Raw genomic sequence first — 14,941 nt, 5'->3', positions numbered from 1 at the left:
TCCAGCGGGGTCGGCAGGCCGCCCGCGTCGGAGCAGACTGGCGGACCTGCGGTTTCGGTCCCAGCCCGGCCATCGGACGAGACGCCCGATGGCGGACGGGGACGGGTGATGTCGATCACCCGCCAGGCGTCGACCCACCCCGGGTCAACCGCACTGTCCACCTGGGCCGGGCTTTCTCGGCTGCCCGTGCCCCGCAAGATTGACAATTCTGCTAATCGGTCTCTGGCAGATTTCCGATCAGTTCTCACGCTCGGCTGCGCACCGGCGTGCCCGGCGATCGTTCCTTTCCTGCGGTAATCCGATGTCGCCCCCTGCGTCAAGGAGTTGGTGGTAGATGGTGGACGACGGCAAGCTTCGCGACTACCTGAAAAAGGTGACCGCGGATCTGCGGCAGACTCGTCAGCGCCTGCGGCAGGTCGAAGCCGATCGCCACGAGCCCATCGCCGTCGTCTCCATGGCCTGTCGATTCCCCGGCGGGGTGGATTCGCCCGAACAGCTCTGGGAGGTCGCGGCAACCGGCCGGGACGTGATGTCCGACTGGCCCGCCGACCGTGGCTGGGAGGCAGCCGGATACTACGACCCGGACCCCGAGCGGAGCGGCAAATCCTACGTGCGCGAGGGCGGTTTCCTTGCAGGCGCGGCCGGATTCGACGCGGCTTTCTTCGGTGTGTCCCCACGCGAGGCACTGGCCATGGATCCACAGCAGCGGCTGTTGCTGGAGGTCTCATGGGAGGCGGTCGAACGCGCGGGCCTGGCACCCGAGTCATTGCGCGGCAGCGGAACCGGGGTCTTCGTCGGATCGAGCAACCAGGGTTACGGCGCGGGCGTCGACGGTGCCGCCGACGGCGTCGAAGGGCATCTGCTGACCGGTTCCTCGAGTGCGGTGCTCTCCGGCCGGATCGCCTACACCTTCGGGTTCGAGGGACCTGCGGTCACCATCGACACGATGTGCTCCTCCTCGCTGGTGGCGACCCACCTCGCCATCCGCGCACTGCGCCAGCAGGAGTGTTCGATGGCGCTGGTCGGCGGTGCGACGGTCATGGCCTCCCCTCGCAACTTCGTGGAGTTCAGCAGACAGCGAGGGCTCGCGCCCGACGGGCGTTGCAAGCCGTTCGCCGAAGCAGCCGACGGCACGGCATGGTCCGAGGGCATCGGCGTGCTCCTGCTGGAGCGCCTGTCCGACGCGCAGCGCAACGGCCATCGAGTGCTCGCCGTCCTGCGCGGGTCGGCGACCAATCAGGACGGTGCGTCCAACGGTCTCACCGCGCCGAGCGGGCCCGCCCAACAGCGGGTGATCCGCGAGGCACTGCGCGACGCGGGGCTCTCACCCGCCGAGGTCGACGCCGTGGAGGCACACGGCACCGGCACCGAGCTCGGCGACCCGATTGAGGCACAGGCACTGCTTGCCACCTATGGGCAGCACCGCGAGGGCGGACGGCCGCTGCTGCTCGGCTCGGTGAAGTCGAACATCGGGCACTCGCAGGCGGCCTCCGGTGTCGCCGGGATCATCAAGACCGTTCTCTCGCTGCAACACGCGACCGTGCCCGCAACCCTGCACGTGGACACCCCGACCTCGCACGTGGACTGGACGGCTGGACAGGTCGAGCTGGTCACCGAGAACGCAACCTGGCCTGCCACGGATGCGCCCCGGCGTGCGGGCGTGTCCTCCTTCGGCGGCAGCGGGACGAACGCGCACGTGATCGTCGAGGAGGCGCCGGTACCCGAGACGGCCCCCGACGGCCTCGCAACCGAGCCGGGGATGCTGCCGTGGCTGCTGTCGGCTCGGTCGGCCGCCGCGCTGTCTGCACAGGCGGAGCGGCTGCTCGAGCATGTCCGCGCCCGGCCGGAGCTGTCCCCGGGGGACACCGCGTTCGCCATGGCGACGGCACGCGACGCCATGGAACACCGCGCGGTGCTGGTGGGCGACCGCCGGGAGGAACTGATCGCGGCCGCAGGCGTCCTCGCAGACAACGGCTCCGACGCAGCCCTGGTGACCGGCGTGGCCGGTCCTGCTGGTCGGGTGGCCTTGGTGTTTCCGGGTCAGGGTTCGCAGTGGGTGGGGATGGGTCGGGAGTTGCTGGGGTCTTCACCGGTGTTTGCTGCGCGGTTCGCGGAGTGTGGGGAGGCGTTGGCGCCGTGGGTTGAGTGGTCTCTTGTCGCTGCTGTGGATGATGAGGGGTTGTTGGCGCGGGTTGATGTTGTTCAGCCGGTGTTGTTTGCGGTGTTGGTGTCGTTGGCTGCGGTGTGGGAGTCGTTTGGTGTTCGGCCGGATGCGGTGGTGGGTCATTCCCAGGGTGAGATTGCTGCGGCGGTGGTGGCGGGTGGTCTGTCGTTGTCTGACGGCGCGCGGGTGGTGTGTGCTCGTTCCCGGTTGATCGCAAAGACCCTGGCCGGGGGTGGCGGGATGCTGTCGGTGGCCCTGCCCGAGGACGAGGTCAGGTCCCGTCTCGCGGGTTTCGGTGCCGGTTCGGTGTCGGTGGCGGCGGTGAACGGCCCGTCGTCGGTGGTGGTCTCCGGCGAACCCGAGGCCTTGGCCGGCTTCGCCGGGTCGTGTGAGGCCGATGGTGTTCGGGTGCGGCGGATCGCGGTGGACTACGCCTCGCATTCCGAGCAGGTCGAGCGGCTCGAAGCCGATCTGCTGGCGGTGCTCGCGCAGATCACGCCGCGCAGCAGTGAGACGGGGTTCTTCTCCACGGTGACCGGCGACTGGATCGACACCAGTGAGTTGGACGCCGACTATTGGTACCGGAACCTCCGCCACACGGTGCATTTCCACTCTGCGATCACTGCGTTGGCGGAGCAGGGCTACACCGGATTCGTGGAGTCCTCACCGCATCCGGTGCTGACGATGTCCATCCAGGACACCCTGGACGCCCTGGAGGTCGACGGCGCCCTGGTGACCGGGACGCTGCGCAGGGACGACGGTGGGCTGCGCCGGTTGTACGACAGCGTGGGCCAGGCCTGGGCACTGGGGTATCCGGTGGACTGGACCCCCGCCTTCGGCGACGAACCCCGGCGCGCGCCCCTGCCCACCTATGCCTTCCAACACAGCCACTACTGGCTCGACGCCACCCCGGCCGCGCCCGGAGCGGTAGCCGAGCCCGCCGACGCCGGGTTCTGGCAGGCGGTGGACGCCAACGATCTCGCCTCGCTCGCCGATGAACTCGAGGTGACCCCCGCCGCCCTCGCCGAGGTCCTCCCCGCCCTCTCCGCCCGACGCGCCAGGCAGCGGCAGGACAGCAGCCTGGACCGCTGGCGTTACGGCATCAGCTGGCGGCCCCGCCCGGCCGCCCCGCGCCGCGCGCTCACCGGCAGTTGGCTCCTGGTGAGTTCCGAAGCCGACGCCGACCGGGCACACACCCTCCGCGACGGCCTCACCGGCGCAGGCGTGCAGGTCCGCGAACTCGTGCTGGGTCCCGACGAGGACCTCGGCCGAGCCGCCCTGGCGACCCGGCTGCACGAACTGCTCGACACCGACCCGGTGACAGACGTGTTCTCCTTGCTCGCCGCCGACCACCGTCCCGACCCCGGTCACACCGGACTCACCATCGGGATGACCGCCACCGTCGGCCTGTTCCAGGCACTGTCCGATGTCGGCGGTACCGCGAGACTCTGGCTGGCCACTCGGGAGTCGATGGCCACCGGCCGGGGTGAGAAGGTGGACAACCCCGCCGACGCCGCGTTCTGGGGCCTGGGCCGGGTGATCGCGCTGGAACACCCGGATCGCTGGGGCGGGCTGGTGGACCTGCCTGCCGACCTGGACACCGCCACCGTTGCGCACCTGACCGGCGTCCTCGCCGACCCCGGCACCGAAGACCAGCTCGCGGTGCGCGGCACCGGGGTCCTGCTCCGGCGGCTGGTACGCCTGCCGATCGGCGACCGCACACCGCACCGCCGCTGGACTCCGCGCGGCACCGCGCTGATCACCGGCGGCACCGGCGGTCTCGGCGCGCACACCGCTCGCTGGCTTGCCTGCGGCGGCGCCGAGCACCTGGTGCTCACCAACCGCCGAGGCAGTGCCGCCCCGGGAGCCGACGAACTGGCGGCCGAACTGACCGCCCTCGGCGCCAGAGTCACCATCGTCGCCTGCGACGTCACCGACCTGGACGCGCTGACCGAGCTGGTCGAGGGCCTGGCGCGCGACGGCGACGACATCCGCACGGTCGTGCACACCGCGGGCATCGGTCTACTGGTGCCGCTTGCCGACACCTCGATCGAGGACTTCGCCGAGGGCGTGCGGGCCAAGATGGCAGGCGCGCGGAACCTCGACGCGCTGTTCGCCGAGGACACCCTGGACGCGTTCGTGCTCTGCTCCTCGGTCGCGGGCGTCTGGGGCAGCGGCGACCACGGCGCCTACGCGGCCTCCAACGCCTACGTCGACGCGCTCGCCGAGAACCGCCGGGCTCGCGGCCTCGCAGGCACCTCGATCGCCTGGGGCATCTGGAGTCCGGACGGCGGCGGCATGGCCGTCGACAAGATGCAGGAACAACTGCGTTTTCGCGGGATCACCTTCATGGACCCCGCAATCGCGGTGGCGGGCATGCAGCAGGCGCTCGACCGGGACGAGGCGTTCATCGCGATCGCCGATGTCGACTGGGACCGGTTCGTGCCGGTCTTCACCGCCACGCGCGACCGCCCCCTGCTCGCCGAGATCCCCGAGGTGCGCGAGATCCTGGCGGCGGATGCGGCGTCGACGGCCGAGGAGGGCACCGCAGACGGCGGATTCGCGCGGCGGCTGCGCAATCTCGAACGAGCCGAACAGGACTGGCTGCTGCTGGACCTGGTGCGAAGCCAGGTCGCGGCGGTGCTCGGCCACGACGGCCCGGAGATGGTGGACACCGGACGTGCCTTCCGGGAACTCGGCTTCGACTCGCTGCTCTCCGTCGAACTACGCAACCGGCTCAACGCGGCCACCGGCCTGCGGCTGCGCTCCACCATCGTCTTCGACCACCCGACGGCCACCGTGCTGGCCGAGAACCTGCGCACCGCCCTGCTCGGCGACCGCGCCGACGAACCCGTCCTGGCACCGGTGTCGACGCGCACCGAGGTGGACGACGACCCGATCGCCATCGTGTCGATGGCCTGCCGGTTCCCCGGTGATGTCAGCACCCCGGAACAGCTGTGGGACCTGGTCGCCGCCGGTGTCGACGCGATCTCGACGTTTCCCGAGGATCGGGGTTGGAACGTCGAGCAGCTGTACGACCCGGACCCCGACCGGCCGGGCACCAGCTACGTGCGCAGCGGTGGGTTCGTCACCGGGGCGGCGGACTTCGACCCCGGGTTCTTCGGCATCTCCCCGCGTGAGGCCCTCGCGATGGATCCGCAGCAGCGGATGGTGATGGAGGTCGCCTGGGAGGCGTTGGAGCGGGCCGGGATCGACCCGCACACCTTGCGCGGCAGCAGCACGGGGGTGTTCCTCGGCGCCGCCTATCAGGGCTACGGCAACGACACCCCGGAACTGCCCGACGGCGCCGAGGGCCACCTGGTGACCGGCACCGCGACCAGCGTGTTGTCCGGCCGGGTCTCCTACACCTTCGGCCTGGAGGGGCCGGCGATCACCATCGACACCGGCTGTTCCTCCGCGCTGGTCTCGCTGCACCTGGCCGCCGATGCGGTGCGCCGAGGCGAGTGCACGATGGCGCTGGCCGGTGGCGTCGCGGTCATGTACGGCCCGGACGGGTTCATCGGGTTCAGCAGGCAGCGCGGTCTGTCCCTGGACGGCCGGTGCAAGGCCTTCGGCGCGGGCGCCGACGGCATGGCGCTCGCCGAGGGCGCCGGTCTGGTGCTCGTCGAGCGGCTCTCCGACGCCCGCCGCAACGGACATCGGGTACTCGGCCTGCTGCGCGGTTCGGCGATCAACCAGGACGGCGCCTCGAACGGGTTGAGCGCACCGAGCGGCCTGGCGCAGCAGCGGGTCATCCGCCAGGCCTTGGCCAATGCAGGCCTAGAACCGTCCGATGTGGATGTCGTGGAGGCGCACGGCACCGGCACCAGGCTGGGCGACCCGATCGAGGCGCAGGCCCTGCTGGCGACGTATGGACAGGGCAGGCCTGCCGATCGGCCGTTGTGGCTCGGGTCGGTGAAGTCGAACATCGGTCATACCCAGGCGGCCTCCGGGCTGGCCGGTCTGATCAAGATGCTGATGGCGCTGCGGAACGAGCAGCTGCCCCGCACCCTGCACGCCGACCAGCCCACCACTCATGTGGACTGGACGGCCGGTGACGTCCGGCTGTTGACCGAACAACAGCCGTGGCAGCGCGACGGCCGACCCCGCCGCGCCGGGATCTCCTCCTTCGGGGTCAGCGGTACCAACGCGCACGTCGTCATCGAGGAGCTGCCGACCGAGGAGGATCACCCGAGGACGGTCGTGCCTGCGGCTGTGACCACGCCGCCGCAGGCGGACCTGACCGTGCCGTGGCCGGTGTCCGCCCGGACGGCCCCCGCACTGCGCGCCCAGGCCGCGGCCCTGCTGGACCGGTTCGCAGGCACCGAGACCTCCGCCGTGGACATCGGCTTCTCGCTCACGACCTCGCGGGCCGCGCTGGACCGTCGCGCCGTCGTGGTCGCCGAGGGCGGGCAGGCGCTGCGGGACGGGCTGGGTGTGCTCGCCGACGGCGGCTCCACACCCGGTCTCGTGACCGGCATCGCGAACGTGGACGGGCGGATCACCTTCCTGTTCCCCGGCCAGGGATCGCAGTGGACCGGCATGGCGGTGGAGCTGCTGGAGTCCTCCGAGGTGTTCGCCGCCCGCTTCGCCGAATGCACGGAGGCGTTCGCCGAGCACACCGACTGGCCCGCCCGCGAGGCCCTGTCCGACGAGGCCCTGCTGGAGCGGGTCGACGTCGTCCAGCCGCTGCTGTACGCCGTACTGGTGTCACTCGCCGAGGTGTGGCGGGCGTACGGCATCGAACCGCAGGCCGTCGCCGGGCACAGCCAGGGCGAGATCGCCGCCGCCGTCGTGGCAGGCGGCCTGAGCCTCGCCGACGGCGCGCGGATCGTCTGCCTCCGCTCTCGACTGATCGCCGAGGTGCTCGCAGGCGACGGCGGCATGGTGTCGCTGGCCCTGTCGGTGGACGAGGCACGCACCAGGATCGACCGGTTCGAGGAGCGGATCTCCATCGCGGCGGTCAACGGGCCGTCGGCGGTCGTCGTCTCCGGTGAGCCTTCGGCGCTCGCGGAGCTGCTTGCCGAATGCGAGGCACAGGAGGTGCGTGCCCGCCGAATCCCGGTCGACTACGCCTCGCACTCGGCGCAGGTGGAGCGGATCGAGGAACAACTGGTCGAGGCGCTGGCCTGCCTCAGCCCGCAGTCCGGGACCGTGCCGTTCTTCTCCACGGTCACCGGCGACTGGCTCGACACCGCCGACCTGGACGCCCACTACTGGTACCGCAACCTGCGCGCCACGGTCCGGTTCGACACCGCGATCGGCGCGCTCGCCCGACAGGGCTTCACCGGATTCGTCGAGATCAGCCCGCACCCCGTGCTCACCATGGCCGTGCAGGACGGCCTGGACCGGGCAGGCGCGCTCACGCCCACCGCCGTCGTCGGCACGCTGCGGCGCGGCGAGGGCGGAATCGGCAGGCTGCTGACCTCGCTGGCCGAGGCCTGGGTCCGAGGTCTGCCGGTGGACTGGGCCCCGGTCTTCGCCTCCTTCGATCCGCACACCGTCGAACTTCCCACCTACGCCTTCCAGCGGGAGCGCTACTGGCTCGCCTCCGAGACCCCGGCCCGGCGGAGCCGTTCCACCGCGTCCGCCGAGGGCGGCCGCCGCTACCAGGTCGACTGGCAGCCGGTCGAGGCAGGCACCGACCTCGCAGCCACCGACCTCACCGGCGCCTGGCTGCTTGCGGTGCCCGCAGGCGACCACGCCCACGAGCAGCTCGCCGATGCACTGCGCGGGCGGGGGGCCGATCTACGGGTGCTGGTGGTCGACGGCAGCGGGGACCGCGCCGCCGTGGCGACCCGACTGCGCGAGGCGGACACCGAACGCAGGCTCACCGGAGTGCTCTCCCTGCTCGGCGCCGCCGAAGAACCGGCGGGCCCGGACTCGGCGACGCCGGTCGGACTTCTCGCCACTCTCACTCTTCTCCAGGCACTGGGAGACTCCGGTGTTCCGGCCGCATTGTGGACCGTGACCAGGGGAGCCGTCAGCACCGAACCGGCCGAGCCGCTGACCGCGCCGCTGCAGGCCCTCGGCTGGGGACTGGGACGGATCGCAGGCCAGGAACACCCCGAGCGCTGGGGCGGCATGATCGACCTGCCCGTCGAGTGGGACGACCACGCGGCAGGCCTGATCTGCGCCGCGCTGTCCGGTGTGGACGGTGAGGACCAGCTTGCGGTGCGCGGGCGTGGACTGCTCGCCCGGCGCCTGGTGCGCGCCGAGCCCGACGCGGGGACCTCCGAGTGGACCCCGAGCGGCACCGTGCTGGTGACCGGTGGCACCGGCTCGTTCGGCGCCCGGACCGCCAGGTGGCTGGCCGCCGCAGGCGCCGAGCACCTGCTGCTCGTCAGCCGCCGTGGACCGGCTGCGGCGGGAGCCGGGGAACTGGCCGCCGAGCTGCGCGAGCTCGGTGCCGAGGTGACCGTCGCGGCCTGCGACGTCGCCGACCGAGAGGCGCTGTCCGCGTTGCTGGACTCGCTTCCTGGCGAACTCACCGCCGTGGTGCACACCGCAGGCGTGGTGGACGACGGCGTGCTGGCCACGCTCACCCCGGAGCGAGTCGCAGGCGTGCTGAGGTCCAAGCTCGACGCCGCGCACAACCTGCACGAGCTGACCCGACATCACGAGTTGGACGCCTTCGTGCTCTTCTCCTCGTTGGCGGGCACCCTCGGCGGACCGGGGCAGGGCAGCTACGCCGCCGCCAACGCCTACCTCGACGCGCTGGCCGAGCATCGGCGCGGGCTCGGCCTGCCCGCGACCTCCCTCGCCTGGGGCGCCCTGGCGGGCGGCGGACTGGTGGACGAGGCGGCGGCGGCCCGCTTCCGGCGCAGCGGGATGGGCCTGCTGGAACCCGAACCCGCCCTCGCCGAACTGGGTCGGGCGGTGGCCGACGGCACGGCATTCCTCGCGGTGGCCGAGATCGACTGGGAGCGCTACGGCCCGAGTCTGACGGCCTCGCGCCCGAACCCGGCGCTACGCGGTCTGCCTGCGGCGGTGCCATCGGTGGTGACCGAGGAGCCGGGGCTCGTCGGCGAACTCCGCGCGCTGCCTGCCTCGGAACGCTCCGCCTGGCTGCTCGACTCGGTCCGAGAGCTCGCCGCCACCGCGTTGGGCTATCCCGACGCGGCGGCGATCGACGCCGACCGCGCGTTCCGTGATCTCGGCTTCGACTCGCTCACCTCGGTCGATCTGCGCAACCGGATCGCCGAGAGCACCGGGCTGCGGCTGCCGGTGACCCTGGTCTTCGATCACCCCACGGCAACCGCACTGGCGCGGTATCTGGCAGCGGAACTGCTCGGCGCGGTTGCCGATGCGCCGGTGCCCGCCGCCACCACAAGCGGACCCGCCGTAGACGACCCGATCGCGATCGTGGGCATCGGCTGTCGCTTCCCCGGCGGCGTCGAATCCGCCGAGGACCTCTGGCGGCTGGTCGCCGAAGGACGGGACGTGATCTCCCCGCTGCCTGCCGACCGAGGCTGGGCGCTGGACGAGAGTTACCACCCGGACCCCGACCACCAGGGCACCTTCTACACCACGGGCGGCGGATTCCTGCACGAGGCCGGTGAGTTCGACGCCCAGTTCTTCGGCGTCTCGCCGCGTGAGGCCCTCGCGATCGACCCGCAGCAGCGGCTGCTGCTGGAGACGTCCTGGGAGGCCTTCGAAACCGCCGGGATCGATCCCGGCGGCGCCAGGGGCGAGCGGATCGGCGTGTTCGTCGGCTCGAACTACCACGACTACGCCTCCCGCAGCGGACAGACCCCGGACGGACTGGAGGGATACCTGGCCACCGGCAGCGCGGGCAGCGTCGCCTCCGGCCGGATCTCCTACCTGTTCGGCTTCGAGGGGCCTGCGCTCACCGTGGACACCGCCTGCTCCTCCTCGCTGGTCGCACTGCACCTGGCCGCCGACGCGGTGCGCCGAGGCGAGTGCACGATGGCGCTGGCAGGCGGGGTCACCGTGATCTCCACCCTGGACACCTTCGTGGAGTTCAGCAGACAGCGGGCGCTCGCCCCCGACGGCCGCTGCAAGGCGTTCGGCGCAGGCGCCGATGGTGCGGGCTGGGCCGAGGGCGCCGGAATGCTGCTCGTCGAACGGCTCTCCGATGCCCACCGCAACGGACACCGGGTGCTCGCGGTGGTGCGCGGTTCGGCGGTCAACCAGGATGGCGCCTCGAACGGGCTGACCGCTCCGAGCGGGCCCGCGCAGCAGCGGGTGATCCGGCAGGCCTTGGCCAATGCCGGTCTGGAGCCGTCCGATGTGGATGTGGTGGAGGCGCACGGCACCGGCACCTCGCTCGGCGATCCGATCGAGGCAGGGGCCCTGCTCGCCACCTACGGTCGGGACCGGCCTGCCGATCGGCCGCTGTGGCTCGGGTCGGTGAAGTCGAACATCGGTCACACCCAGGCCGCCTCCGGGCTGGCCGGGTTGATCAAGATGGTGATGGCGCTGCGGCACGAAGAGCTGCCGCGCACCCTGCACGCCGAGGAGCCCTCGCCGCACATCGACTGGAGTTCCGGGTCGCTGCGACTGCTCACTGAACCGGTGCCGTGGGTCGAGGGCGTCCGCCCGAGGCGGGCAGCGGTGTCCTCCTTCGGGATCAGCGGCACCAACGTGCACGTGGTGCTGGACCGGGACGGTGTGGCCGAGACCGCCGAACCGGAGGCGATGGGCACCGCACTCGCGGGCATCGCACCGGCCTGGCCGCTGTCGGCGCGCTCGGCTGCGGCGCTGCGTGGGCAGGCGGGCCGACTGCTGCACGTCGTCGAGCAGCAACCCACTCTCGATCCCTCGGATGTGGCCTGGTCGCTGGCCACCACCCGTGCCGAGTTCGACTACCGCGCGGTGATCCCCGGCGGGGATCTGACCGCGCTGCGTGCCCTTGCCGAGGGCGAGACCGCCCCCGGGCTGATCACGGGCGCGGCAGTCAGTCGGAAGCTCGCCTTCCTGTGCACCGGTCAGGGCGCCCAACGGGCCGGGATGGGCCGGGACCTGCATGCCGTCTCCCCGGTGTTCGCCGCCGCGTTCGACGAGGTGTGCGCCCATGCCGACGGCGAACTGGCCCGCCCGCTCAAGCAGGTGGTGTTCGCCGAGGCGGGCAGCGAGGACGCCGAACTGCTGGACCGCACCGAGTACACCCAGATCGGATTGTTCGCCGTCGAGGTCGCGCTGTTCCGGCTGTTCGAGGCCTGTGGAGTCGAACCGGACTACCTTCTCGGCCACTCGATCGGCGAGATCACCGCCGCCCATCTCTCCGGCGTGCTCACGCTGCCAGACGCGTGCAGGCTCGTGCTGGCCAGGGGGCGGCTCATGCAGGCACTGCCGCCCGGTGGGGCGATGGTGTCGGTGCTCGCCGCCGAGGCCGAGGTCCGCGCACTGCTCGCCGGACACGAGCACGAGGTCGGTATCGCGGCGGTCAACGGCCCGCGCTCGGTGGTGGTGTCCGGTGCCGCCTATGCGGTGGACCGGATCGGCGCGCAACTCGCCGAACGCGGCCACAAGACCAAGCGGCTGCGGGTCTCGCACGCGTTCCACTCCCCGCTGATGGACGCGATGCTGGCGGAGTTCGCCGAGATCGCTGCCGGGCTCGACTACTCGGCGCCCCGCATCGCCGTGGTGTCCAATCTGACCGGCGCGCTCGCCGACGGGCCGGACCTGTGCACCCCGGAGTACTGGGTGCGCCACGTCCGCGAGGCCGTCCGCTTCGGCGACGGCGTCCGGACCCTGACCGGACTCGGGGTCACCGCGTTCGCGGAACTCGGCCCGGACGGCGTGCTGATCGCGCTCGTCCAGGACGATCCGGACGCGATCAGCCCGGACACGGTCGCGGTGTCCGCACTGCGCGGCGACCGTGCCGATCGGGACGCGGTGACCACGGCGCTGGCCGAACTGCACGTTCGCGGCGTCGCACTCGACCGCGAGGCAGGTTTCGGCAGGCCCGGTGCGCTCCGCGTCGATCTGCCGACCTACGCGTTCCAGCGCGAGCGGTACTGGCTGGAGATCACCCGGCGGGCAGGCGGCGAGGCCGGTCTCGCGCCGACCGGTCACCCGCTGCTGGGCAGCGTGGTGGAACTGGCCGCCGACGGCACCATGCTGTACGCGGGCCGGATCTCCCCGCAGGCCCAGCCCTGGCTCGCCGAGCACGTGGTGTCCGGCACGATCCTCTTCCCTGGCACCGCGTTCCTCGAACTCGCGCTCGCTGCAGGAGAACCGGTGGGGACCGGTGTGATCGAGGAGCTGACCCTGCAGGCGCCGTTGGTGCTGGCGGCCGACGGTGCGGTGCGGCTCCAGCTGGTCCTCGCTCCCGCCGACGAGTCCGGCCGCCGGGCGATCACCGTGCACACCCGGCCCGACACCGGCCCCGGTGGCTGGGTCCAGCACGCCGCCGGTGTCCTCGGTGCCACTGCCGGGGCCCGAGGGCCTGCATCGCCGGCCGGGGCGGACTGGCCACCGGCCGGTGCGCAGTCGCTGGACATCTCGGACCTGTATCAGCAGTGCGCGGCCAACGGCTTCGACTACGGCCCGGTGTTCCAGGGCCTGCGCGCAGCCTGGCGGCTGGGCGAGGAAGTACTGGCCGAGGTCGCGTTGCCCGCAGGTCAGGAGGCCGCTGCGGGGAGCTTCGGTGTGCACCCCGCGCTGCTCGACGCCGCGCTGCACACGATCGCCTTCGAGGACTCCGATTCCGGCGGGCGGCTGCCCTTCTCCTGGAGCGGCATCACCCTGCACGCCACCGGGGCGACCGCGCTGCGGATCAGACTGTCGCCGACGGGGGAGGACTCCGTCGCGCTGGTCGCAGCCGACCCCGCAGGTCGCCCGGTGATCTCGGTGGCCGGGCTGCGTCTGCGACCACTGCCCGCCGAACAGCTGCTGGCCGCACGGCCTGCCGGGGCGGATGCCCTGTACCGCCTGGACTGGCCGGTGCTCCCGGTCGCCGAATCGGTGCCCGGCAGGTGGGGTCTGTTGGAACCTGCCGGTGACGGGTTGACCGGTTTCCACGGTTCGGACCAGTTCGCCGACCTCGCCTCCGTCGTCTCCGCCGCCGCTCGGCCGGATGTCGTGTTCGCCGACTTCTCCATCGCCCCGCCGCCGGGGACGACCGTGCCGGACGCGGTCCGCGCGATCACGAACCGGGCGCTGCGGCTGGTGCAGGACTGGCTCGCCGAGGACAGCCTCACGGACACCACCCTGGTGGTGCTCACCAGGGGAGCCTGCGCGGCCGCAGGCGCGGTCGCGGACCCGGTCGGTGCCTCGGTACACGGCCTGCTGCGGACCGCACAGTCCGAGCACCCGGACCGGTTCGTGCTGCTCGACCTCGAACCGGACGAGTACCCGATCCGGGTGGTCGCCGACGCGCTCGCGAGCGGGGAACCCCAGCTGGCGATCCGAGGCACCCAGGTGCATGTACCCCGGTTGGTCCCCGCGGGCGCCGTCGATCCGGCGGGCGCCGCCGATTCCGCAGCGCACCGGCGGGAGTGGCCGCGACACGGCACCACGCTGATCACCGGTGCGACCGGCACCCTCGGCCGTGTGCTGGCCCGGCACCTCGTCACCGAGCGCGGGGTTCGGCACCTGCTGCTCGCAGGCAGGCGCGGCCCGGGGGCGCCCGGCGCCACCAAGTTCGTGGCCGAGCTCGCCGATCTCGGTTGCGAGGTTCGGCTGGTGGCCTGCGATGCGGCGGACCGTGCGGCACTCTCCTCGGTGCTGGCCTCGGTACCCGAGGAGCACCCGCTCGCCGCTGTGGTGCACGTGGCGGGGGCACTCGACGACGGAGTGCTGACCGCCCTCACGCCGGCCCGGATGGACACCGTGCTGCGACCGAAGGTCGATGCGGTGGTCAACCTGCACGAGCTCACCGTGGATCTCGACCTCGAGGCCTTCGTGCTGTACTCGTCCCTGGCAGGCACCCTCGGCGGCACCGGGCAGGGAAATTACGCCTCGGCGAACGCCTTCCTGGACGCCTTCGCCGGGCAGCGGCACGCACTCGGCCTGCCCGCCCAGTCCCTGGTGTGGGGCTTGTGGGCCGAGGCGAGCGGGATGACCGGGAAACTCGATCCGGCCGATCTCGCCAGGATGGCCCGAGGCGGCCTCGCGCCGCTGGTCACGGCGGAGGCGTTCGAGCTGTTCGATCTCGCCACCGCGCGGGACGAGCCGGTGCTCGTGCCGTCCCGTCTGGTGACCGGCGCCCTGGCCGATGGGCCGGTACCGCCGATGCTGCGGGCACTCGCCCCGCCCCGGCTGCGCCGGGCCGGGCCGGCACCGGAGACCGAACTGGCCGAACGGCTGGCCCCGCTGACCGCCGAGGAACGGTATGAGCTGCTGGCCGATCTGGTGCAGGTGGAGGCGGCGCAGGTCCTCGGCATCGCCGACCCGGAGACCATCGACACCGACCGGGGCTTCCTCGATCTCGGCTTCGACTCGCTGACCGCCGTCGAGCTGCGCAACAGGCTCACCTCGGCCACCGGGCTCCGGCTGCCCGCGACCCTGCTGTTCGACTACCCCACGCCTGCCGCCCTCGCCGGTCACCTGCGGGCGGAGACCGCCCAGGAGGCGGGCGACGGCCTCGCCGATGCCCTCGGCGGGGTGGCGGCCATCGAACGAGCGCTACCCGGGATCGCCGGCAGCGAGCCGGAGCGGGTCGCTCTCACCGACAGGTTGCGTCGGCTGTTGTCCGCACTGGACGAGATGTCCCCAGGAACGGACCAGGTCGATCCGAAGATCGACGCCGCAAGCGACGACGAGATCTTCGATCTGATCGACAACGAACTGGGAATCTCCTGATTCACC

1 protein-coding gene is annotated in these 14,941 nt (G+C 72.0%); it reads left to right on the top strand.

Features of this window, described 5'->3' with window-relative positions; all coding sequences use genetic code 11:
• The first annotated feature begins 337 nt into the window (after positions 1–337).
• On the top strand, positions 338–14,935 hold the full coding sequence (locus UA75_RS17020) for a type I polyketide synthase (RefSeq protein ID WP_412459539.1): 14,598 nt from the start codon (positions 338–340) through the stop codon (positions 14,933–14,935).
• The last annotated feature ends 6 nt before the right edge of the window (positions 14,936–14,941 follow it).

It is taken from the genome of Actinoalloteichus sp. GBA129-24 (assembly GCF_001941645.1).
Lineage (GTDB): Bacteria > Actinomycetota > Actinomycetes > Mycobacteriales > Pseudonocardiaceae > Actinoalloteichus_A > Actinoalloteichus_A fjordicus.
The sequence above is the reverse complement of the archived record's forward strand: the minus strand, read 5'-3'. Positions and strand labels throughout refer to the sequence as shown.